A 20,739-nucleotide genomic window follows, 5' to 3' on the forward strand; every position below is an offset into this window, starting at 1 on the left:
TGTAACATGTGTGACACCATCGACGCTATCGGACATCGACGCCGCAGCGCAAGCGAGCCGGCGTCGGACATGACAGAAGGCGGGGAACTGTGACATGGCAACCGACCGCAGACTCATCACCCTCCACCGCAACAACGAGGAGTCGAACGCGTTCGTGCGCGAGTGCATCGAAGGCGCACTCATCCGCCTTATGGAGACGAAACCGTTCGCCACGATTACTGTGACGGACATTGCGCGGCAGGCTGGGGTCTCACGCAACGCCTACTACCGCAACTACGCGTCGAAGGAGGCGATACTCGCCGAATACCTGAACGGTCTCATCGAAGCGGTCGACCGCACCCTGAACGCATACGACCCGCTCACGCAGACGCGCGACGCGTGGATGGCGATGCTCGCCGCCGTGCGCGACGTCGCACCGCAATATCGTCTGCTGTTGGAGGCCGGCTACGGCGGGCGGATCGCTGACGCGATGCAACGCACATGAACCGTGGGCCCGCCGCGGGCGAGACCGGACCACGCTACGCGAGCCGGTTCTGGGCGGGCGCGATCTACGCGGTAATCGAACAATGGGTCCTTTCGGACCTGGACGCGCCGGAGGAGGAACTGGCGGACATCATGACCGCGCTGATGCACCGTGGCGTGGCGACCGCCGCCGAATTCGGCACCGGCTGCACGGCGAATGCCGGTGCCGACGAGGCTGTGGCCGACTGACCAGGACGGATGCGAATGCCGCCTATGCGACTTGCGGACGCAGGCTGCCGTGTTCGCCTACGACGTAGCGCAGTGCGTGGCCGCCGTGCTGTCTGCGACACTGGTGACTGGCATCGGGATGCCGGGCAACGGTCTAACGAAACCATATGCGACCGTCGACATCGTCGACGACAACACATCGAAGACAAGGAGCATGATATGAAGAAGACGCTGGTGCTGGTGTTCCACCCGGACCTGGGCGGACAGTCCCACGTGAACAAGACGCTGGCCGAGGCCGCCGGCGAACTGGAGAACGTGATCGTGCGCGACGAGTACGCGCTGTATCCGGACGGCAACATCGATGTGAAGGCCGAGCAGCAGGCCGTCGAGGCCGCCGACCGCGTCGTGTTCCAGTTCCCGCTCTACTGGTTCTCCTCCCCCGCGCTCCTCAAGGAGTGGGAGGACGTGGTGCTCGAGCATGGCTGGGCGTACGGCTCCGAAGGCCACGCGTTCGAGGGCAAGGAGTTCGTCGTCGCCGTGTCCACCGGATCACCGGAGTCGAAGTATCAGCCGGACGGCGACAACCGCTTCACCATCGACCAGGTGCTCGTGCCGTTCGAGGGCACCGCCAACCACATCAACGCCACGTGGGTCAAGCCGTTCGTCACGTTCGCGTCCTTCGGCATCAGCGACGAGACGCTGGCCGAGCAGGCCGAGGCGTACAAGGCGTTCCTGACCAAGTGAGTTGATCGAGAGACGCCGGTTCCCGGGACTCGACGATGTGATCCCGGGGAACCGGCTCAGCGCCTGCGGCAGAAGAGGACGGTCATGACGAAGCCGACGGCCGTCAGCGCGATCATGGCCCAGAACGCCACGCTCACGCCGGTCGGATCGTTGCCGCAGGCGACCATGACGGCGACGAACACGGCAGAACCCAGCGCTCCGGCGATCGTTCTGAGCGAGGTCAGCAGGGCGCTTGCGTCGCTGGCATGCGCGCGGGCCTTCCGTAGCAGCTTCGAGCCGAACGCGGACATGAGCGCGCCGCCGAGCAGCATGGCCGAGCCGGTGTGGGTCTGCATGACTATCCACCACCAGATGGCATACTGCACGATGCTGGAACCCAAAAGCGAGAGGGCCTGGCCGGCGAGCAGCAACGTGACGCGGAGAAGCCAGCCGTCCTCCTTGGGGATGTCTTTGGGAGCGTCCTTGAGGTCGTGCGTCACGATGGCGGTCGAATCGTCGGTGATATGCGTTTATGAGCGTGATCGGTCTGAGACTTGTATGTGTGTTTGCCCCTTTCCCCTGTTGCTTGTGACGACTGGCTTCCAGCCGATCGTCCATCGATACGGGGAAATCGCGGGCGAAGAACGGCTGGCGTGTTGTTCGCGGCACCGGTTTTCCTCGGCGTAACCGGCCCGTGACATGGGGTGAGGTTTGCGCATCTACCGTACGGGCCATGAGCGAAAACAAGGATGCGGCCTCGGTGCCGCTGCCCGTTCTTTCCCCGACCGGCGTCGCCGGGGACAACACGGAAGGCGATCTCTACGACGCCGTCATCATCGGCGGCGGCCCCGCCGGACTGTCGGCGGCGATTTACATGACGCGAGCCGGCTACCGCACGCTGGTCGTCGAGGCCGGTTCGTACGGCGGCCAGATCACGCTCACCTCCGAGGTGCGCAACTATCCGGGCATCGAGCGGGCGACCGGCCAATGGCTCGCCGAGTCGATGCACCGCCAGGCGGCCGGGTTCGGCGCGGAGTTCCTCGAGGCGAAGGTGCAGATGATCGATCCCCGCGGGGACGTCAAGGTCGTCGCCACATCCAAGGGCGTGGTGCGCGCGTTCAGCGTATTGATCGCGACCGGGGCGGTGCCGCGCCGTGCCGGGTTCGCGGGCGAGCGGGAGTTCGCCGACCGATCGGTGGCCTACTGCGCGACCTCGGCGGGCAACATCTACAACGGCTACGAGGTGTTCGTCATCGGCGGCGGTTATTCGGCCGCCGAGGAGGCGGTGTACCTGACGCAGTTCGCCGACCATGTCACCGTGCTGGTGCGCGGACACGGGTTCACCTGCGCCGCGCAGGTGGCCGAGAAGTGCATGCGCCATCCGAAGATCGACGTCAGGTTCGACACCGTGTTGGAAGCGGTCGGATCATCGCCCGACGGGGAATCCGCCGATGACGGCTCCGTGGGCGATGGTTGTCTGCGCTGGGCCCGACTGCGGGATCGGACGACCGGTGAAACCACCGAATACCGGGCACGCCGTGGCCTGACGTTCGGCGTGTTCGTGTTCGCCGGGTTCATCCCCAACACCACGCTGGTCCGTGACTTCGTCGACCTCGACGAGCGCGGGTACATCAGGGTCGACGCGAAGCAGCGCACCAACGTCCCGGGCGTCTACGCGGCCGGCGACGTGTGCGCCAAGGACCTGCGCCAGGTCGTCACCGCTGTCGCGGACGGCGCCGTGGCCGCCCTCGACATGCAGTATCTCGCCTCCGACATGCAGGACAAAACCGGCCAGATCCCGCCCGCGCCCGTACCGCGGTATTAGATTCCAGCGGAAGTATCCACGCTTTCGGTCTCTCCTCTTTCACTGCAGCTGCGCCCATATCTTCGTTTGTGTTCGATGAAGATAGAAGTCAATCTTCATCGAACGCAGATGAAGATGTGATAGCATCTTCATTGCAGGCAGAAGAAGATGGAGAAATATATGGCTCCTCATCGAAACTGCTGTCTTCGGACATTCCCACGAACCTGCGCGGCCGGTCCCTGTCAAGGGAGATGTGGCCTCTGAGTTTCAAGGAGTATTGCCTGTTCCACGATATTCCGACGACCCGGATCGCCGGGGAGTATTCCGCGAACACACGGCGCCCGCTGCAATCCGCGTTCGTTGAATATCTCAACGTGGGAGGATTCCCCGCCGTGCAGCGCATGGGTACGCTTGACCGCATGCGCATGCTTCAGGGCTATGCGGATGAGATCGTAATCAAGGACGTCCTGGAACGATTCGGCACCACCTCGATGCGGGTCGCCACATGTTTTTCCCGCAACGCCATGCGATCCACGGGACTCAAATTCTCCGTCAACGCCCAGATCAAAGCCCTGCGCGGCATGCAGGTTCCGGTCTCCGGCCCCAAGCTGTATGATCTGATGGACGATTTCGAAGATGCACACCTGCTATTCAAAGTGGGCGACTTCACCCTCTCCATTCGCGACAACCCCAAATCCTCGTACAAGGTCTACTCCGTCGACCCCGGCCTCTCATTGGCCGTGGCGCCCGCCAATCATCTCGACCTCGGGCAACGGCTGGAAACGGCGGTGTTCATAGAACTCAAACGACGATACGGCGACAACCGAACCAACGCGATCGCCTCATATTCAGCCAAAAACTGCCCGGAAGTGGACTTCGTCGTCGGGGACGAAGCGACCGGAGAGCCATATCAACTGATCCAGGTCGCAGTACGGACCGGCATTGACGGCACAAGCGTCGTCGACTTCGCGGACCCGTCGTTGAGCGACAAATTCCGCAGCGAGATAGGCAACCTCACGGCAGCTATGTCTAATACGGCCCTACGACACGGAACGCTTATCTCATTGGATGAGGAGGAGGGAAGCGTTACCACTCCTGCGGGAACCATCGATGTGGTTCCCGCATGGCGTTGGTTCCTGCAATAGACGATGCCCCACAAGGCTACGCGAGCCTGCGGTATTCCTTCTCGTCGACGGGCTCGAGCCATTCGTTGGAGGCACCATCGCGTTTCGGCATGATGGCGATGTGCGCGAACGCCTCGGTGGGAGCGGCGCCGTGCCAGTGTTTGGTCTCCGGCGGAATGTAGGCCACGTCGCCGGGCTTCATCTCGACCGGGTCGCGCCCTTCGATCTGGTAGTAGCCGCGGCCGCCCACGGCGAGCAGGATCTGGCACACGCCGTGGTGCACATGCCAGTGGTTCGTGCAGCCGGCCTCGAACGTCACGTTCGCGACGTTCACCTGAGCGTCGCCGGCGAGCGCAGCCAGGTAGCTTTGTCCTTCGAAGTACTGCGCGTAGGCGTCGTTCGGTTCCCCGATTGGGAATGCGCTTGGATTGTCCATGATCGTCCTTTCCTTATGTTCTTTGTGTCGGCCGGCGTCGCGGCCGGCCGTGCATCGTGTCGTGTCCGGGTGCACGGTTTTGTACGCTACGGACCTCAAGCGCTCGAAGTCAATACCGGAAGGCGTCGGCGCCTCACAGGAACAGACGGACGACCGCCACGACGGACAGCACGTAGACGAGCATGCTGAACGTGGACTGGCTCACGCGCCGGGCCACCCAACGCCCGCAGAGTACCGCGGCGACCACCAGTGGGATCGTCCACGCCATCGCCGTGAAGTTCGTCCATGTGATCATGCCCAGGCCGATGGAGAACGGCAGTTTGACCAGATTGATGATGAGATAGAACCATGCGGTGGTGCCTAGGAACCGCATGACGCTGAGGTTTTCGGACAGGAAGTAGATGGACGTGATCGGCCCGCCCGCGTTGGCCACCATCGTGGTGAACCCGGCGAGCGCGCCGCATACCACGCGTTTGGCGAGGGAGAGCGCCGTCTTCCCGTTTCCGGCATTGTCGTCTGTGGCCGGTTCCGTCCCCTGCCTCCGGCCGGCATGTGCCGTCCGGTCCGTTCCCGCCATCCGTTTGCGTGCGAGCGATAGGAAGTACATCGACACGAACACCGCGAGGATCACGCCGATCGTCAGGCGCGTGACGGTGTTGTCCGCCACGAACAGGAACCCGGCCCCCGCCGCGATGCCTATGGCGACGAACGGGAGCAGGCGGATGAGCGAACGACGCGACACGTTGCCGCGGTACGCCCAGATGGCGCTCCAGTCGGCCACGATCGCCATGATGAGCGTGATGCCGGTGGCCTCCTTGGCGGGCATGACGGCGGTGAGCGTGGCCACGGCGAGGATGCCCGCGCCGGGAGCCAGCGACTTGTCCAATCCGTACAGCACCGCGGCCAAAGCCACCACGGCCATCACGCCCACCGTCGTCATCGTCATCTCCCTCTTGTGCGCGTTGCCTCGCATTCATGCCGCATGGTTTTCCGCACATATAGGATGTGGCGTGCGGGCACCCATACGGGCGAGCACGGTGATTCATCCTACGCCCGAAAGCCGGCCCGCGTCCCGCATGTTTGGGAATCAACCGAATATCGGGACCGGGGCCGGTCTTTTCATGCCGTTCCGTGCGGAATCACACCTTGGCCATCTCGGGTGGGAGGCGCGTGGAGAAACGGAACATGAGCGCGGCGAGGACGATGCCGGCCACGGCCAACCCGGCGATGACCCACATGCTCGATGCGAACCCTTCAAGATACGAGTCGGACTGCGAGGTTCCGGAGCGTGCGGCGGAGGCGGCGAACTCGGTGATCAGGGCGCTGGCCACGGCGGTGCCGATCGCGCCGGCCAGCTGCTGGACGGTGTTCATCACGGCCGAACCGTCCGCGTTGAGCCGCGCGGGCAACTGGTTGAGGGCATGGGTCTGGTCGGGCACGAGCACGAAGCCGGAGGACGCCATGAACAGTGCGTATGCGACGGCCACCACCCACACGTTCGCGTGTCCCACGATGAGCGCGATGTCCGTCATGGTGACGCCGATGAAGCCGCACAGGATGAACTTCGGCGGGAAATGGCTCTTCAACGCGCCGCCGATCATCGGGGCCGCGATGGCGCCGACGACCGCGCCCGGCAGCAGGATCAGCGCCGCGACGAGCGAGCCATGGCCGAAGCCGCGCTGCAACAGGATCGGCAGCAGGAAGTTCAATCCTAGCACACCGCCCGAGGCCATGAGCAGGATGAGCATGCCGAGCGAGAACCCCGCGTAGCCGAACACGCGCACCTCGATGAGCGGATGCTCCATGCGAAGCTGCACGGCCACGAATACGGCGAGCACCGCCACGGCCGCGACAAGCGTGGCCCAGAACTGCCGGTCGCCGTTCCATTCGGCGAAGAAGCTCACCGCCACGATGAGGCCGGCGAGACCCAACGCCACCAGCATGAGCGACGGCATGCTGATCGAGGCGTGCTCCTTGTCCCCCGGATGGCGGATCTCAGGCACCGAAACCATGCCGAGCGCGAACGAGAGCACGAGGAACGGCAGCATCGTGTAGAAGATCCAATGCCAGTCGAGGTACTCCATGACCACGCCTCCGAACACCGGTCCCACGGCGGGGGCGGCGCAGGTGACGAGGCTGACGATGCCGAGCATCGCTCCTCGTTGTTCGAGCGGGGCCTTCTCCAGGATGATGTTGGTGATGAGCGGCAGCGAGATGCCGGTGCCGAGCGCCATGACCAGACGTGCGGCCAGCAGCATCGGGAAGCTCGAGGCGAGCGCGCCGATCAGCGTGCCGAGCGTGAAGATCGCGACGGCCGCGACGAACAGGGCGCGGGTGGCGAACCGGCGCACCATGAACGGCGAGCTCGGGATCGCGATGGACAGCAGCAGCAGGTAGCCGGTGGTGAGCCATTGCACGACGGACGCGCCGATCGAGAACTCCTCCATGAGCGTGGAGTAGGCGATGTTGAGCGAGGTCTCGGACAGGATGCCGAGGAAGGTGAGGATGGAGAGCGCGATGACGGCGACGGTGAGCTTCGCGCCGACGGGGCGTTTGGCGTCGGCCGTCGTCCGGAGCGATCGCGGTGTCCGATCCGTATGCAGTGTCTGCGTGCGCGGCGTGGTTCGTTCGTTCATGATTCGTTGTCGTCCTTTCCGTCCGTCATCTGTCGGCTGTCCGTCTTCTGATCGTTCTCGGTCGCCTGCCAGCCGTCGTCCCGCATGAGCCGCAGCGTCCGATTCATCACGCGCGCCACGGTCTCGCATTCCTCTTGGGTGATGCCGGCGAGCAGTTCGCTCAGATGCTCGTGATAGTCCGCCACATACGCCTTGCGGATGGCGAGTCCCCGTTCGGTGAGCGTGAGTGTGACCGCGCGACGGTCGGCGTCGTCCGCATGTTTGACGAGCAGTCCTCGACCGGTCATTTCGCCGATGAGCTTGGCGACGCTGGGCGTGGTGACGCCGAGGAACGCGCTCACGTCGCCCACGCGCGCCGTGGCCGTGTCCTGTCCGTGTGGCGCGTTGATGTGCCAGACCGCGTCTATGACGTGTACGTAGCGCGGTTTCATGCCTTTGGGTAGTTCGGGCATGAGCTCGGTGACGCTTTTCGCCTTCCAGCAGGCGTCCAGCAGCAGCCGCACGTATGCGGCCGGCAGTCCTTCGGATGCCGGCCGCGTGTTCGGATCGTCCATCAGCAACCTCCATATAGTTACCAAAGATAATGACCATTGGTAACTATATGGGTGCACTGGACACCTCGACACCCCATATGGCGAGGGCATCCCGGCGCTAGTCGAACACCACGGTCCAGTCGGGGTCGCGTCGGGCGGCGAAGCACATGGCGATCTGATCAGCGGTGTTCTTCGCCACGGCGAGTTCGGGCAGTCCGTCCTCGGCGAAGTACCCGGATCGGAGGGTCTCGATGTTGGGTTCGAAGTGTCCGCCCACGGCCGTGCACAGCACGAAGATCTTGCAGATCCCATAGGCGTAGGGCGGCACGTTGTGCCTGTTGCGGTCCTGTATGGCGATGACCCGGTCGGCGGTCACGTCGAGTCCGGACTCCTCCTTGGCCTCCTTGACCGTGTTCTCGCGCACCGACTGGTCGACGTCCACCCATCCGCCCGGCAGCGACCATGTGCCGTCGCTCTCCTGAACCAATAGGATGCGATCGTCCTTGAAGATGGCGGCGCGGGTGTCGAGCTTGGGCGTCTGGTAGCCGGTCTCGTTGCAGAACAGGTCCTTGACCTTCTCCAACGGCAGGTCGGATTGCACGGCGAGCATCTCGGCGGCGATGTCTCGGATGCGCCGGTAGCGCTCCCTGTCGTAGGCGCTTTCGCCGTAGGCCAGCCCCGCCTGCGCGAGGCTCTGCAGTTCCACGGCCCAGTCCAGCATCGGCCCGTATGGGTGGTTGGGCTTGGCGTGTGGGGCATCGCCATGCGCCGTGTCGCCGTCCGCCGAATGATCCATGGCCCTTCCTTTCCGACGTGCGACTCCGACCGCCGCCGCGTCTGGCCTATGCTGTCCACCTATGCTGCCCTCCCCACTGTACCGCTATTTGACGGCCGTGAAGAAGAAGCGCGGGAACGGGAAGATGATACTGCCGTCGGACTGCGTGGGGTATTCATCCCGAACGCGTTCGAACACCTGCCGTTCGAACTCCGCCCGTTCGGCGTCGTCGGCGAGCGCCTGCAGGTAGGGGCGAAGTCCGGTGCCACGATACCAGTCCATGATGGCCTCGTGCGAGGGCAGGGTGTGCATGTAGGTGGTCTTCCACATGCGGAACCGTGCGGCGTGCGCGTGCAGGAGCTCCCAGTAGTCGGGCGGCGTGAGGTTGAAGAACTCGCGCTGTTGGGGCAGCTGGTCGGCGTATTTTGGCGAATGGACGAGTTCGGCGATGATGCGGTGGATGGGCTCCTCGTAGTTCATGGGCGTCTGCACGGCGAGCGTGCCGCCTTCGCGCAGCAGGCCGAGCAGGTTCGGGATGAGGTGCGGGTGGTCGGGCACCCATTGGATGCACGCGTTGGAGAAGACGACGTCGAAGTCGTGTGACAGGACGTCGAGTTGGCTCTTCTGCGAGACGTCGCACAGCGCGAATTCGATGTCGGGGTGGGCGGCGCGTGCGGCGTCGATCATCTCGGGCGAGCTGTCGACGCCGAGGATGCGCGCGTGCGGGTATCGTTCGCGCAGCACGGCGGTGCTGTTGCCCGGCCCGCAGCCGATGTCGAGCACGCGAGCGATCGTGCCGTCGTCGGCGGGCAGTTGGGCGGCGAGATCGCGCGACGGCTGCGTGCGTTCCGTGTTGAAGCGCAGATACTGTTCGGAATCCCATGTGACCATGCGGTTCACGCTAGTGGCGTCATACCGTCGGTCATCGATTCGTGTTCGTATGGCGATACGCCGCCCTGAGACGCCCCAATGGTTCCCCGCGACCGTGCCACGCACCTTTGGCGGTCCATGGCGTGCGGAGCGTGGCATGCCCTCCCCGCCTGCGGCGTATGGCCTACTACCATGGGAACAGTCGCGTTTCGTGGCGATGAAGAAGACGATGAGTGGCCCCGAGATAGATACGTGTGAGCGGCCAGACCCGGCAGGGCTGTCGCGTCCGTTGTGTCTCCCATCCGCCTTATCCACTCGTCTCGGGGGACTCAACGTGAAAGCCTCGGGGAATCACGTTGAGTCCCCCGGATCCGCGGGATTCAACGCGGTTGTGGGCGTTTTCGTCGTTGTGTCCCGCGACGTGGACGCCGACCCCTTGTCCGGCAGTTGGTTGCGGATTGGAAAATCATTGGAATTCCGCCGTTTTAGGGATGGTGCCGGTCGGCGGTCTCCGGCCCGGTGCCGCTGTGGGCGGGGATATCGCGGGACTCAGCGCGGAAATCGCGGGGAATTGCGTTGAGTCCCCCAGATTCACGGGACTCAACGCCGGAATCGCCCTTGGCCGCGTTGAGTCCCCCGCGGACCGCAAGTCCGTCCCTTCAGTCGATGACGGGATCGGACGGCTTGCGTGCGGGTTTCGCGTTGAGGTACCAGTAGGCCAGTGCGACGAACAGGGAGCCGCCGAGGATGTTGCCCAGCGTGGCTGCGGACAGGTTGTACGCGATGGCTCCCACGTTCAATGCGCCCGCGCCGGCGGCACCGGCGCCGAACCCCATGAGCTTGGCCGCCAATCCCATGGGCAGGAAGAACATGTTGGCCACGCAGTGTTCGAAACCCATGGCCACGAAGCCCGCGATGGGCAACAGGATGCCCAGCACCTTGTCCGCCACGGACCGTGCGGCGAACCCGATGCGCACCGCCAGACACACGAGCACGTTGCACAGGATGCCGCGGACGAACAGCGTGCCCCATCCGGGCGTGACCTTCGCCGCGGCGGTCGCCACCGCGAGATCGCCCACCGCGCCGTCGGCGAGCCCCATCGTGCCGGCCAGGGCGACCAGCGACACCAGCAGCAAGGCGCCGGCCAGATTGCCGAACCAGACGATGATCCAGTTGCGCAGCATCTGCCTGAGCGTGACCTTATGCGCGGCGAGGTCGGAGACCATCAGCGAGTTGCCGGTGAACAGCTCCGCCCCGCAGCACAGCACGAGCACGAGCCCCATGCAGAAGGCGAGTCCGCCCACGAACCGCTTCGGCCCCCATGTCATCGCCGGGTCGGCGGTGACGATCAGGAAGAACAACGCCCCGAAGCCGATGAACGCGCCCGCGAGCATGGCCGAGACGAAGGCGCGCCGGCCGGTCAGCCGCGTCTTGGCGACGCCGGCGTCCTCCACCGCCTCCTCGGTCTCCACCGGGGTAAGCGCGTTGATGCTGAGTCGGGGCGCCGGCGACGCGGACCGCCCCGGCCGCCCCGTACCCATCGTGTCCGTTCCCATCCGCACGTCCTTCCTCAGTTCCACGACTTGGACCGATGCACAGCCCGTAGCCCAGCTCCTTCTATTATCCGCATTCATTGTATCGATGATTATCCGAATTTATCCCCTCGTATAGATGGAAACGCTGCCGTACCAAGCTTTATATGCCCGTATCGAATACTGTGGATCGCGATTCTTTCCGAATGCTCGTCCCCGGTCCTCAGCGTTCGCGCCAGCACAGCAGCTCGAAGGCGAGGATGAGGGCGAGCAGGGCGGCCGAGGCGAGGAACACGGTCCTCAGGGCGAGGGTCAGCGTGGGCAGGAACGTGGCGACGACGCCGAACACGGCCACGCCGACCGCGCCGCCTACCTGACGGAACGTGTTGAACATCGCCGAGGCGATGCCTGCCTGTGACGCCTCCACGCTGGCGAGGACGACGCCTGCGGCGGCCGGCGTGGTGATCGCGGCTCCGAATCCGACGACGCTCAGGCCCGTGGCGATCACCCATACGGGGATCGGCGCGGGATACAGGAACTCGAACAGGAATCCGGCGATCATGATCGCCAGTCCGAGCGTGATCGAGAACCTCGATCCGCGCGCGGTGATGATGCGCCCGCCGAGGATGTTGCCGAAGACCGTGACGAACGCGCTCGGCACGAACACGAGCCCCGCGGAGAGAGCGCCCATCCCCCGCTCGTTCTGCAGGAACATCGTCGAGATGAACACCATGCCGTACCAGTTGAAGATCATGACGAAGCCGATCATCAGCGCCACCTGCATGCCGCGCACGCGGAACAGGCCCAGCGGCATCATCGGCGTAGCCACCCGCGCCTGCGAACGCACGAACGCCGCGAGCGTGAACGCGCCGCCGGCCGTCATCCCCCATGCGAGGGGCGAGCCGACGCCGAGCGAGCCGATCTCGATGACGCCCGCGATGAACAGGACGAATCCCGTCAGCGCCAGCGTCTGCCCTGTCCAGTCGAACGGCTTGGGCCGTCGCGGCGATGGCGCGACGCGCAACGTGAGCAGGAGCACCAGCAGGCAGAACGGCACGTTGATCGCGAACACGAGGCTCCAGTGGATCGGTGTGAGCAGTCCGCCGAGCAGCGGGCCCACGGCCGAGGCGCTCGCGCCTCCCGCGCCCCACAGGGCCAGCGCCCATGCGCGGCGGCGAGGGTCCGGGTTCGCCTCGTTGATCAGGGACATCGATGCGGGCAGGATGAGCGCGGAGGCGACGCCGAGCAGGCAGCGTCCGGCGACGAGCGCCGTCATCGACCATGCGAATGAGCTGAACAGCGACGCCGCGGCGAACAGCGTCGCGCCGGCGATGAACACGCGTTTGGCGCCCCATCGGTCGGCGAGGTTGCCGCACAGGAGCAGCAACGCGGCGAACAGGAGGCTGTAGCCGTCGACCACCCACTGCTGGACTGCCATGTCGCCGTCGAGGTCGCGGGCGATGGTCGGCAGCGCCACGTTGACGATGAGCACGTCCATGCCGACGAGGAACGAGGCGATCGACGCGGCCGCCGTGGCGAACGCCGCCGGATGGCGTGCGTGATGGTCGTGGCGGCCGACGGCGGGCCGGCCTTGGGTCATGGGGCCCGTGTCCGTCACCCTGCCGTCCTCGGTGTCCCTGATGTCGCGCGTTGCGGTCGATGAGCGCATGCCGTTCCTCCCTTGTCTCCCGTATCCAGTGCGACTATCCCCTCGGCGGATGCCTGACATTGTTCCGCAGTAATCCGTTCGAACAATCGCATGGGACAGTGTAGGCTTGAGAACGACTGGAAATCAGCGGATATCGGACGATTCTGGTTCATGGTGCATGAACCAGAGGTTCATACGCTACGATCGGCGCTCGTTCGTGGCCGATCGGGAGAGCCACGGACTGGCGGAATGGTGCGAGGAAGGGCGGGATCATGTACGACCGGAGACTGGACGCGCTCATCGCCGCGGCCGAGACCGGCAGTTTCACGGCGGCGGCCCGGCGCCTGCACATCTCGACGCCGGCGTTGGCCAAACAGGTCAACACGTTCGAAAGAGAGTACGGGATCACGGTGTTCGACCGCTCCCGCAGCGGCGTGACGCCGACCGCGGTGGGAGCGGAGTTCATCGAGGACGCCCGTTCGATCGTCCGTCAATCGAATGAGATCATCGCGAGGATGCGGCGTCGCGCGCATACGGGCACGCCGCCGGTCAGACTCGGCATCTCCGCGCTGCGCCCCGCCCGGCGCGTCCTCGACCTGTGGCAGCGCGAAGCCGACCCGCGCATCCGAGTGGAGCTCGTGTCGATGCCGGATGATGAGATGCCGATCGACGACATCATCGCCCATCTGGGCGAGGACATTGACGCGGTGGCCACCGCATTCGTGCCGGAGCATTGGACGGAGGTCTGCGGTACGCTGCCGATCTCCTACGAGCCGCTATGCATGGCCGTGTCTCGCGGCAATCCGCTGTCGCGCCGGCCTCGGCTCAGACTCGACGATCTCGACGGCCGTGACGGCACGCGCACCCGCATCCGCATCCTGCGCCGATGCGGCGGCACCGACGACATCGCCCGTGACCTGCTCGAACGCCGGGCCGGCGTGGAACTGGTCGACATCGACCATTACGACCTGAACCTGTTCAATGAATGCGCCGAAACGGGCGACCTGCTCATTTCCAAACCCATGTGGGACGGGGTTCACCCGCAGCTCGTCAACGTGCCCGTCGACTGGCCGCGGCCTGTCGGCATGCACTACGGGCTCCTCTACCCCGCCGACCCGGAACCGCAGGTCAGAGCGTTCGTCGAACGCATCGGCGCGCTCGCAGGGGCTGCGCACGCGTCTTAGGGCACGATACGTCATGGGGCGGAGCCGTCGAGGGCGACCGCCCCGTGACGTGAACGGCGAAACGGATCCTCGTCCTCACGCCTCGCGGGAGGCCATGTGCGCGCGGACCTTGACAGCGACGTACCAGACGACCAGAGCGACGACGACCACGGCGACCGCGTACTGGAAGCGGTCGAGGAATCCGAGGATGGAGCACCATCCCGCGCCGAGCAGGTAGCCGGCCATGACGAGGATCGTGTTCCAGACGGCCGAGCCGACCGCGGTCAGCAGGGTGAACCGCACAAGGTCGGTGCGCGCGATGCCCGCGGGAATGGAGATGAGGCTGCGCACGATCGGGATGACGCGGCCGATGAACACCGAGAGCAGGCCGTAGCGGGCGAACCAGTCGTTGGCCTTGTCGATGTCGGAGGCGTCGGTCAGGGGCATCTTCTCGAATAGGCGGCGCATGCGTTCGGCGCCGATCGCGTAGGCGATGCCGTAGAGCATGAGCGCGCCGGCGACGGAGCCGATGGTCGCGCCGACGATCGCCTCGGCCAGGGTCATATGACCCTGCGCGGCGGTGAAGCCGGCCAGCGGGAGGATGACCTCGCTGGGGATCGGCGGGAACAGGTTCTCCAGCAGCACGGCCACGCCGGTGCCGAGTCCGCCCATGACGGACATGAGGCCGACGAGCCAGTCGGTGATGGCTCCGATGAATCCGCCCGTGGAGACCGGGCATGCGGTGATGTTGTCGATCATGGCGCCAACGTTATGGGGAACGGTCTTAGGTTCCGCTAATGGGCGACACGCCCGGCCGCGACGCCGGGCTCACGATGTCGGGCTCACAACGCCAGCGGCAGCGTGATGCGCATGGTCGTGCCCTGCGCCGACGTGGATTCGACGTCGAGCGTCCCGCCGTAGCGGTTCGCCACGTCGCGCGCCAGCGCGAGCCCCAGACCGTAGCCCTGGTGGGCGGTGCCGTCGTCGCCGCGCGCGAAGCGCCGGAACAGTCGTTCGGGGTTCTCGCCGATGCCGGGGCCGTGGTCGGCCACGCGGATGACGGCGTCCCCGCGATGATGGTAGCCGACCGACACGGTCACATGCGTGCCGTCGGGCGCGTGCGCGACCGCGTTGTCCAATACGGCGACGAGGCAGCGCGACAATCCCATCGCGTTGCCCTGCACGACAAGATGCGCGGGGTCGCCGTCGACGCGCCTGTCGATGATGACCCCGCGCTTGTCGGCAAGAGGCCGCACCGCATCGACGGACTGGTCGACGACCCCGGCGAGCGGCACCGGCTCGGCGTCGACCGCGCCACGCGCCGCGACGAGCAGGTCGGTGATGATCGCGTTCATGCGGTCGACGTCACCGCGCAGGTCGTCGAGCAGGCCATCGATGGGCTGGCCGTGCGCACGGCGGAAGTCGATCAGGTCGATGCGCGTGGCGATGACGGCGAGCGGGGTCTTCAGCTCGTGGCTCGCGTCGGCGACGAAATCCTTCTGCAGTTCGAACGCGTGTTCGAGCGGCGCGACCTCTCTGCGCGAATAATACCGGCCGATGACGGCGACCGCGACGATGACGCCGAGGACGAACAGGACGGTGAACCCCACGGCCTTCCTGGTGTCGATGACCATCATGCCGGAGCCGAACTGTTCGGTGACGCTCGTGGCGTCGGGGTCGATGCCGCGTTCGGCGAACTCGTGACGGGAGCCGAGCAGCACGCCGAGGACGAACAGGACGCCGCCGAGGATGGTGACGGCCGCCATCGCGACGGTCATGCGCAGGCTGATAAGCCCGGCGACATGCCCGTGCGCGCCTTCGCGATTGTCCGCCATGTCACGCCTCCGGGTTGCCGATGCGATAGCCGCGCCCGCGCACCGTGTCGATGATGCGGCGCGTGGTCTTGCCACGCACGTACGAGACGTATACGTCGACGGCGCCGATGTCGGAGCCGTCCGAGAAGGCGGCGCGCAGGATCTCCTCGCGGCCGAATACATGGTCGGGGGCGGCGGCGAGCGCGGCGAGCAGCCTCGTTTCGGTCTCGGTCAGCGGGACCGTGCGCCCGTCGGGGTCCTCGATGACGTTCGCGTCGGGTTTGAGCAGCCAGTCGCCGATCATGGTGGATGAGGCCTGCGCGTGGAATCCGCGCAGCAGGGCGCGCAGCCGGGCTTCGAGTTCGGCGAAGTGGAAGGGTTTGGTCAGGTAGTCGTTGGCGCCGGCGTCGAGGCCGTCGACGATGTCGTCGACTTCGGCGAGCGCGGTGAGGGCCAGTGCGGGTGTGGTGACGCCGCTGGCTCTGAGGGAGCGGATGAGGTCGAGTCCGTCGCCGTCGGGCAGGCGTCGGTCGACGACGAGCGCGTCGTAGCGGTTCGTGTTGAGGAGGTTCCGGGCCTCGCGTTCGGCGCGCGCCCAGTCGACGCGGTGGTCGGCGCCGAGCATTTCGGTGGTCATGGCCCCGAGGTCGGGGTCGTCCTCGAGGAACAGAATGGCGGGCAGCAGGAGCCTGCCGGGGTCGGTCATGTCGTTCGTCGTCATGCGCGTCCGTCCTTTCGCTGTTCGTGCCGGCTCGGGCGTCGGCATGATCCGTCATCGTCCATCGCGGTGGCATTATGGTTGCCCTTGATATATCAGACATTCCAGAGTCTAAGACCGCGCTAAGAAACGCTTGGGGTTGGGCGCGTGGCCGAGGGGAAGGTAACGTGCGCTGATATGAATGAAACGCATATGACGCACGTATTCACGGCCGAGGGGGTGTCGTGCACGGTGCCGTCGCCCGACGGCGAGCGCACGGTCTTCTCGGGATTGGATTTCGCGATCGACGCCGGCGTGATCGTCGATCTGGTGGGACCATCGGGTTCGGGCAAGAGCAGCCTGCTGACGGCGTTCGCGTTGCTGAACCCGCATGCGCGTGGCACGTTCGCGTTGGACGGGAGGGATTCGTCCGAGTTCACGCCGCAGGGGTGGCGACGCGAGGTCGCCTATCTGCCGCAGAGGCCGGTCCTGCCGGGAGCCACGGTGGCGGATGCGATCCGCCTGCCGTTCATGCTGTCGGTGAGGGCCGGCGGACAGGTCGGACGGGAAGGGCTGCGCGATGGGAACGGCCCCCGTCGTCCGGGAGGACTGTTCGGCCGGTTCTCGGCATTGTTCCGTGACGGCGAGGCGAACGCGCGGAATCTGTTGTCCGAGGAGCGCATCCGGGCGACGCTGGATGCGATGGGCTGCGGGGACATCGATCTGACGCGCGCCCCGCATGACCTGTCCGGCGGACAGGCGGCGCGTGTCTCGCTGGCCAGGACGCTGCTGACGTCGCCGAGGATGCTGCTCGCCGACGAGGTGGATGCCGGTCTGGACGACGAGAACGCCGAGAAGGTCGCCTCGATCATGGCCGATGCGGCCGCGCATGGCATGGCGATCGTGCGTATCCGGCACCGTCCGCCGGACGGGCGCGCCTCGCGGATCGTGACGTTGTCCCACGGCGTGCTGTCCTGGGATGGGAACCGCGCGAAGGATCCGGATGCGAAGGATGCGAATAAGGAGGCGGTCGCATGAGCGGCAACGCGTATGACATCGACGTATGGGGTCTCGTCGTCGCCCTGGCGATGGTGGCCGTCGCCGCCGGCGTGAGCGGCCTGATGCGCATGGGCATCGGACGTTCGCTCATGTGGTCGGCGTGCCGCGCCCTGCTGCAGCTGTGCGCGATGGGGTTCGTCGTCGGCTATGTGATCCGCGCGGACAACGTGTTTCTCGTGTTCGCCACGATCGGCGTGATGCTCGTCGCCGCCGTGCAGATCACGCTCTCGCGCGCCAAGGGCGTGCCGAAGGGGCTGGCGGGCCCCGTGCTGCTGAGCCTGACCATTACGATGCTGCTCATGATCGCGCTGGTCACCGAACTCGTGGTGCGCCCCCACCCGTGGTATGCGCCGCAGCTGGTCGTCCCCCTGACCGGCATGCTTCTGGGCAACACGGTCTCCGCGCTCGCGGTCGGACTGAGCCGATTCTACGAGAGCATGGACGAGCGGCGCGACGAGATCGACACGATGCTCGCGCTCGGCGCGACCGCATGGGAGGCGGCGCGGCCCTCGATCGTCTCGTCGATCCGACTGGGCCTGCTGCCGACGATGGCGACGCTCGCCTCCTGCGGCATCGTGACGATCCCCGGTATGATGGCCGGTCAGGTCATCGCCGGTGGCGACCCGCTGGAGGCCGCGAAATACCAGTTCGTCGTGTTCGCCGCGATCGCCTCGCTCACGCTCGTCGCCGACGGGTTGATCATGGCGATGGTCTACCGCACCTGCTTCACCGCACTCGATCAGTTCCGGTCGGCCGACATGCGCGGCGCGAGATGACCGGTGCCGGCCGTCTCGGGCCTCTCCCGTGGGCTCGGTCCCGTTCCGCCCGTTCGCCCCGGTGCCTGTTCACCCGGTGTTTGCGATCCGCCATGGGCCTAGGGCGACTGCGGGCGCTACCATGGGAGGCATGGAGAATGAATCCATGTATGGTAGCGAAGAAAACAACAACGACAACAACGAATCGAACGATGCGAGGATGACGGCGCCGGGCGCCGAGGGGGCGCGGATGGCGGATGGGAGCGGCGCGGTCGTGGACCGCTCGTGGCTGAATGAGGCGAAGACGAGCATCGACCAGTGGGCGTACATCATGCTCAGGGACGCCGATGATCACGACATCGACTGGGAGTGGGTCCGCTCGCTCGACCTGGAGCACGGCATCGGCGTGGCATCGCCGGCCGACTATGAGACGGGTGCCGCCTCGAACGTGCACGACCTGCTCAAGGCGGATCTCGAGATCCGCGACCGGCTCGAGGCGATCATCGCGAAGATGAGCATGACGTTCATGCGCGACTTCGACCGTCACATCACCACCTACGAGCTGCCGCGCGCGCTCGCCTACGCGGACCGCAGGCTCAACGACCAGATCCAGCTGCTGCGCGACCGCGGCATCGCCGAAGGACTGTGGACCGTCGCCGACGAGGACCGCCAGCGCGTCACCGTGCCGGTGCTCACCGCGGCCAGGCAGGACGTGAACGTCGACGACATCCAGGACCGCACCGCCGAGATCGTCAACGCGCGCGCCGAACGGCGCAAGGCCGACCGCGCCAAGCGCGAGGAGGCCCGACGCCATCGCGAGCAGGCGCTGTTCGAGGCCGACGAGGTGACCTACGGTTCCGTCGAGGCGGGACCGGACGAATCCGCGCCCGCCGACTCCAGCTCCGACCAGGGCAGCCCCGACTATCTGATCGAAGGCCAGCCCGTCATCAACGACGACAACCCCGCGGTCCCCACGATCGAACAGGTCAACCGCGACGAGACCGCCGTACCCGAGGAACGCTTCGAGAAGTCGCGCCATGCGGCCGCCGAGCATGTGGCCGAGCACGCCGCCGCCCGTCCCAAGGACTACTGGCGCGAGGTGTTCCTGCCCGGACGCGACGTCGACAAGGTCATGGGCATCGACCTGGAGACCAACGGCACCGAACCCGCGCGCACGTACATCATCGACGTCGGATTCGAATACATGAACATGCGTTCGCCCCGCCCCGCGGATGCGCCCACCGGATACCGCTATGACAAGGACTACTACGAGGACGGGGACGCCTACGACCAGCACCACTGGTCGTTCGGCGTCACCCCCGAGGCCGCGCGGCACGGCAACCCGTTCATCATCCAGCTGACCGGCATCGACATCAAGGAGCGCGTCGGCGACTCCTATCCCCTGTTCGACGAGGATCCCGAGGCGCAGGCCGAACTGCTGAAGCGGCTCACCTCGCAGCCGTTCGTCGCCCACATGGCCACGTTCGAGCACAGCTTCTTCATGCTCAACGTCAAGGGGTACGCCGAGGCATATCGCAACGGTCACGTCACCATCATCGACACGCTGCCGATGAGCCGCCTGTGGGATGAGGGATCCATCCCCAGCGAGGACCATCCCGACGGCGACAATCGTCTCGACGCGTATGCGAAACGTCAGGGATCCCTGCACGAGGACGATTCCGAACGCCATCTGGGACTCGAGGACACGCACATCATGCTGCTGGCGATGAAGCACCATCTCACCCAGCTCAAGGCCGAGGCGCGCGGACCGTGGGGTCCGGGCGGCAAGGCCGGCGTCGGCGGCAAGCACATCGTCAACTACCACCGTCGCCACTGGCGTCGCTGAGCATCACTTGAAAGACGCGAGGTCCCTCGCGCGGCTTCATGTCCGCACGAGGGACCTCGCATAGTGCGGATCCGCGAGGAGACTGCTCGGCTATTCGGCGTTGACACCGAGCATCGAACGCAGCCAGGAGAGTTCGGCCTCGACCTGTGCGTCATGCACGCTGATCAGTCCCCTGCGATACGGATCGTCGATATGGTCTATCGTCAGCGGATGGCCGGCGTCGCAGTAGAAGAAATGCGTGTCGCCGCGGGACAGCAGATCGTACCGGCGGCGCAGCACCGCCTCGCGGTCGGCCCCGTCGGGTACGACGGACAGGAAGGTGAGCACCACGCGCCACCGGTTGAAATCCGTGATGGTGAACCCGTCCGCATCCTTGAGAGCCTCGACGATCCGCTTTCGGCCTTCCGGTTCCAACGTGAACAGGTGACGCTGACGGCCGTCGCGCACATCGGTGCGCTCCGAGATGAGCCCGTCCCTGACCAGACGCGCGGTGGCCGGGTAGATGGCGCCGTCGCTGAACCGGCGCATGTCGCCCTGCAGCTGCTCCATCTTCTTGCGTAGCTCATAGCCGCACATCGTCCGCTCGGACAGGAATCCGAGGATCATCATCTCAATCAGGCTCATAGGTTTTAGC

The 20,739-nt window shown here is 65.8% G+C and carries 21 protein-coding genes and 1 pseudogene; 9 read left to right on the plus strand and 13 right to left on the minus strand.

What is annotated here, in order from left to right; genetic code table 11:
• The first annotated feature begins 94 nt into the window (after positions 1-94).
• The 3 genes from BW11_RS06295 to BW11_RS06305 all read left to right on the plus strand — a co-directional run bounded on the left by BW11_RS06295 (position 95) and on the right by BW11_RS06305 (position 1,434).
• Positions 95-484 carry a TetR/AcrR family transcriptional regulator gene (locus BW11_RS06295; RefSeq protein WP_140444973.1) on the plus strand — a complete coding sequence of 130 codons (390 nt, stop codon included), beginning with the start codon at positions 95-97 and terminating at the stop codon, positions 482-484.
• Complete coding sequence (locus BW11_RS06300; protein ID WP_140444974.1) at positions 481-711, plus strand: TetR-like C-terminal domain-containing protein; 231 nt, start codon at positions 481-483, stop codon at positions 709-711. The genes BW11_RS06295 and BW11_RS06300 overlap by 4 nt, the downstream gene beginning before the upstream one ends.
• 198 nt (positions 712-909) lie before the next feature.
• Entirely contained in the window at positions 910-1,434 is a 525-nt protein-coding gene (locus tag BW11_RS06305; protein WP_140444975.1) for an NAD(P)H-dependent oxidoreductase, read from the plus strand.
• Between the two features lie 302 nt (positions 1,435-1,736).
• Here the strand turns inward: BW11_RS06305 and BW11_RS12040 are convergent.
• Positions 1,737-1,916, minus strand: a pseudogene (locus BW11_RS12040) (hypothetical protein); the annotation flags it as partial.
• Positions 1,917-2,146: 230 nt separating this feature from the next.
• Here BW11_RS12040 and BW11_RS06315 point away from each other — a divergent pair.
• Entirely contained in the window at positions 2,147-3,238 is a 1,092-nt protein-coding gene (locus tag BW11_RS06315) for an FAD-dependent oxidoreductase (RefSeq protein WP_140444977.1), read from the plus strand.
• A 68-nt stretch (positions 3,239-3,306) separates the two neighbouring features.
• Complete coding sequence (locus BW11_RS06320; RefSeq protein WP_181162522.1) at positions 3,307-4,362, plus strand: ATP-binding protein; 1,056 nt, start codon at positions 3,307-3,309, stop codon at positions 4,360-4,362.
• A 16-nt stretch (positions 4,363-4,378) separates the two neighbouring features.
• Here the strand turns inward: BW11_RS06320 and BW11_RS06325 are convergent, their stop codons facing one another.
• The 8 genes from BW11_RS06325 to BW11_RS06360 form a co-directional block, all read right to left on the minus strand.
• Positions 4,379-4,777, minus strand: coding sequence for a cupin domain-containing protein (locus tag BW11_RS06325; protein WP_140444979.1), 399 nt, complete (start codon positions 4,775-4,777; stop codon positions 4,379-4,381).
• Positions 4,778-4,910: 133 nt separating this feature from the next.
• On the minus strand, positions 4,911-5,717 hold the full coding sequence (locus BW11_RS06330) for a sulfite exporter TauE/SafE family protein (RefSeq protein ID WP_219909196.1): 807 nt from the start codon (positions 5,715-5,717) through the stop codon (positions 4,911-4,913).
• 199 nt (positions 5,718-5,916) lie between these two features.
• Complete coding sequence (locus BW11_RS06335; protein ID WP_140444981.1) at positions 5,917-7,413, minus strand: DHA2 family efflux MFS transporter permease subunit; 1,497 nt, start codon at positions 7,411-7,413, stop codon at positions 5,917-5,919.
• Positions 7,410-7,967: a MarR family winged helix-turn-helix transcriptional regulator gene (locus BW11_RS06340; protein WP_258184568.1), complete on the minus strand. Its 558-nt coding sequence runs from the start codon at positions 7,965-7,967 to the stop codon at positions 7,410-7,412. Before BW11_RS06340 ends, BW11_RS06335 begins: the two co-directional genes overlap by 4 nt.
• Positions 7,968-8,064: 97 nt before the next feature.
• Positions 8,065-8,667, minus strand: a complete 603-nt coding sequence (locus tag BW11_RS06345) for an NUDIX hydrolase (RefSeq protein ID WP_140445082.1) — start codon at positions 8,665-8,667, stop codon at positions 8,065-8,067.
• Between the two features lie 159 nt (positions 8,668-8,826).
• Complete coding sequence (locus BW11_RS06350) at positions 8,827-9,612, minus strand: methyltransferase domain-containing protein (protein ID WP_140444982.1); 786 nt, start codon at positions 9,610-9,612, stop codon at positions 8,827-8,829.
• A 638-nt stretch (positions 9,613-10,250) separates the two neighbouring features.
• Positions 10,251-11,147, minus strand: coding sequence for a formate/nitrite transporter family protein (locus BW11_RS06355; protein ID WP_219846727.1), 897 nt, complete (start codon positions 11,145-11,147; stop codon positions 10,251-10,253).
• Positions 11,148-11,346: 199 nt separating this feature from the next.
• Positions 11,347-12,792 carry an MFS transporter gene (locus BW11_RS06360; protein ID WP_258184570.1) on the minus strand — a complete coding sequence of 482 codons (1,446 nt, stop codon included), beginning with the start codon at positions 12,790-12,792 and terminating at the stop codon, positions 11,347-11,349.
• Positions 12,793-13,043: 251 nt separating this feature from the next.
• Here BW11_RS06360 and BW11_RS06365 point away from each other — a divergent pair, with 251 nt between their 5' ends.
• On the plus strand, positions 13,044-13,955 hold the full coding sequence (locus BW11_RS06365) for a LysR family transcriptional regulator (RefSeq protein WP_140444983.1): 912 nt from the start codon (positions 13,044-13,046) through the stop codon (positions 13,953-13,955).
• 75 nt (positions 13,956-14,030) lie between these two features.
• Here BW11_RS06365 and BW11_RS06370 read toward each other — a convergent pair whose 3' ends face one another.
• From BW11_RS06370 to BW11_RS06380, 3 genes are all read right to left on the minus strand, one after another.
• Positions 14,031-14,693: a DedA family protein gene (locus BW11_RS06370; protein ID WP_140444984.1), complete on the minus strand. Its 663-nt coding sequence runs from the start codon at positions 14,691-14,693 to the stop codon at positions 14,031-14,033.
• Between the two features lie 83 nt (positions 14,694-14,776).
• A complete protein-coding gene (locus BW11_RS06375) occupies positions 14,777-15,769 on the minus strand; it encodes a HAMP domain-containing sensor histidine kinase (protein WP_140444985.1) in 993 nt (330 codons plus the stop codon).
• Between the two features lies 1 nt (position 15,770).
• Entirely contained in the window at positions 15,771-16,469 is a 699-nt protein-coding gene (locus tag BW11_RS06380; RefSeq protein ID WP_219846728.1) for a response regulator transcription factor, read from the minus strand.
• A gap of 189 nt (positions 16,470-16,658) precedes the next feature.
• Here BW11_RS06380 and BW11_RS06385 point away from each other — a divergent pair, with 189 nt between their 5' ends.
• The 3 genes from BW11_RS06385 (at position 16,659) to BW11_RS06395 (ending at position 20,105) form a co-directional block, all read left to right on the plus strand.
• On the plus strand, positions 16,659-17,483 hold the full coding sequence (locus tag BW11_RS06385; protein WP_140444986.1) for an ATP-binding cassette domain-containing protein: 825 nt from the start codon (positions 16,659-16,661) through the stop codon (positions 17,481-17,483).
• The gene (fetB, locus tag BW11_RS06390) at positions 17,480-18,280 is read left to right on the plus strand and encodes an ABC transporter permease (RefSeq protein ID WP_043164014.1); all 801 of its coding nucleotides are present in this window, start codon (positions 17,480-17,482) and stop codon (positions 18,278-18,280) included. Before BW11_RS06385 ends, fetB begins: the two co-directional genes overlap by 4 nt.
• 229 nt (positions 18,281-18,509) lie before the next feature.
• Positions 18,510-20,105, plus strand: a complete 1,596-nt coding sequence (locus tag BW11_RS06395) for a DNA polymerase III subunit epsilon (RefSeq protein WP_375137646.1) — start codon at positions 18,510-18,512, stop codon at positions 20,103-20,105.
• A gap of 90 nt (positions 20,106-20,195) precedes the next feature.
• On the opposite strand, the gene BW11_RS06400 is transcribed toward BW11_RS06395, so the two are convergent.
• A complete protein-coding gene (locus tag BW11_RS06400) occupies positions 20,196-20,729 on the minus strand; it encodes a PadR family transcriptional regulator (RefSeq protein ID WP_140444987.1) in 534 nt (177 codons plus the stop codon).
• Positions 20,730-20,739 lie beyond the last annotated feature (10 nt).

It is taken from the genome of Bifidobacterium sp. UTCIF-38, assembly GCF_006454495.1.
In the GTDB taxonomy this organism is placed as follows: domain Bacteria; phylum Actinomycetota; class Actinomycetes; order Actinomycetales; family Bifidobacteriaceae; genus Bifidobacterium; species Bifidobacterium callitrichos.

Coding starts and splice junctions, on each gene's coding strand:
- BW11_RS06335 (WP_140444981.1), bottom strand. CDS start 7,413: ATGAACGAACGAACCACGCCGCGCACGCAGACACTGCATACGGATCGG.
- BW11_RS06300 (WP_140444974.1), top strand. CDS start 481: ATGAACCGTGGGCCCGCCGCGGGCGAGACCGGACCACGCTACGCGAGC.
- BW11_RS06340 (WP_258184568.1), bottom strand. CDS start 7,967: ATGGACGATCCGAACACGCGGCCGGCATCCGAAGGACTGCCGGCCGCA.
- BW11_RS06395 (WP_375137646.1), top strand. CDS start 18,510: ATGGCGGATGGGAGCGGCGCGGTCGTGGACCGCTCGTGGCTGAATGAG.
- BW11_RS06345 (WP_140445082.1), bottom strand. CDS start 8,667: ATGCTGGACTGGGCCGTGGAACTGCAGAGCCTCGCGCAGGCGGGGCTG.
- BW11_RS06375 (WP_140444985.1), bottom strand. CDS start 15,769: ATGGCGGACAATCGCGAAGGCGCGCACGGGCATGTCGCCGGGCTTATC.
- BW11_RS06380 (WP_219846728.1), bottom strand. CDS start 16,469: ATGACGACGAACGACATGACCGACCCCGGCAGGCTCCTGCTGCCCGCC.
- BW11_RS06370 (WP_140444984.1), bottom strand. CDS start 14,693: ATGATCGACAACATCACCGCATGCCCGGTCTCCACGGGCGGATTCATC.
- BW11_RS06350 (WP_140444982.1), bottom strand. CDS start 9,612: ATGGTCACATGGGATTCCGAACAGTATCTGCGCTTCAACACGGAACGC.
- fetB (WP_043164014.1), top strand. CDS start 17,480: ATGAGCGGCAACGCGTATGACATCGACGTATGGGGTCTCGTCGTCGCC.
- BW11_RS06385 (WP_140444986.1), top strand. CDS start 16,659: ATGACGCACGTATTCACGGCCGAGGGGGTGTCGTGCACGGTGCCGTCG.
- BW11_RS06355 (WP_219846727.1), bottom strand. CDS start 11,147: ATGGGAACGGACACGATGGGTACGGGGCGGCCGGGGCGGTCCGCGTCG.
- BW11_RS06400 (WP_140444987.1), bottom strand. CDS start 20,729: ATGAGCCTGATTGAGATGATGATCCTCGGATTCCTGTCCGAGCGGACG.
- BW11_RS06305 (WP_140444975.1), top strand. CDS start 910: ATGAAGAAGACGCTGGTGCTGGTGTTCCACCCGGACCTGGGCGGACAG.
- BW11_RS06360 (WP_258184570.1), bottom strand. CDS start 12,792: ATGCGCTCATCGACCGCAACGCGCGACATCAGGGACACCGAGGACGGC.
- BW11_RS06315 (WP_140444977.1), top strand. CDS start 2,147: ATGAGCGAAAACAAGGATGCGGCCTCGGTGCCGCTGCCCGTTCTTTCC.
- BW11_RS06295 (WP_140444973.1), top strand. CDS start 95: ATGGCAACCGACCGCAGACTCATCACCCTCCACCGCAACAACGAGGAG.
- BW11_RS06365 (WP_140444983.1), top strand. CDS start 13,044: ATGTACGACCGGAGACTGGACGCGCTCATCGCCGCGGCCGAGACCGGC.
- BW11_RS06330 (WP_219909196.1), bottom strand. CDS start 5,717: ATGACGACGGTGGGCGTGATGGCCGTGGTGGCTTTGGCCGCGGTGCTG.
- BW11_RS06325 (WP_140444979.1), bottom strand. CDS start 4,777: ATGGACAATCCAAGCGCATTCCCAATCGGGGAACCGAACGACGCCTAC.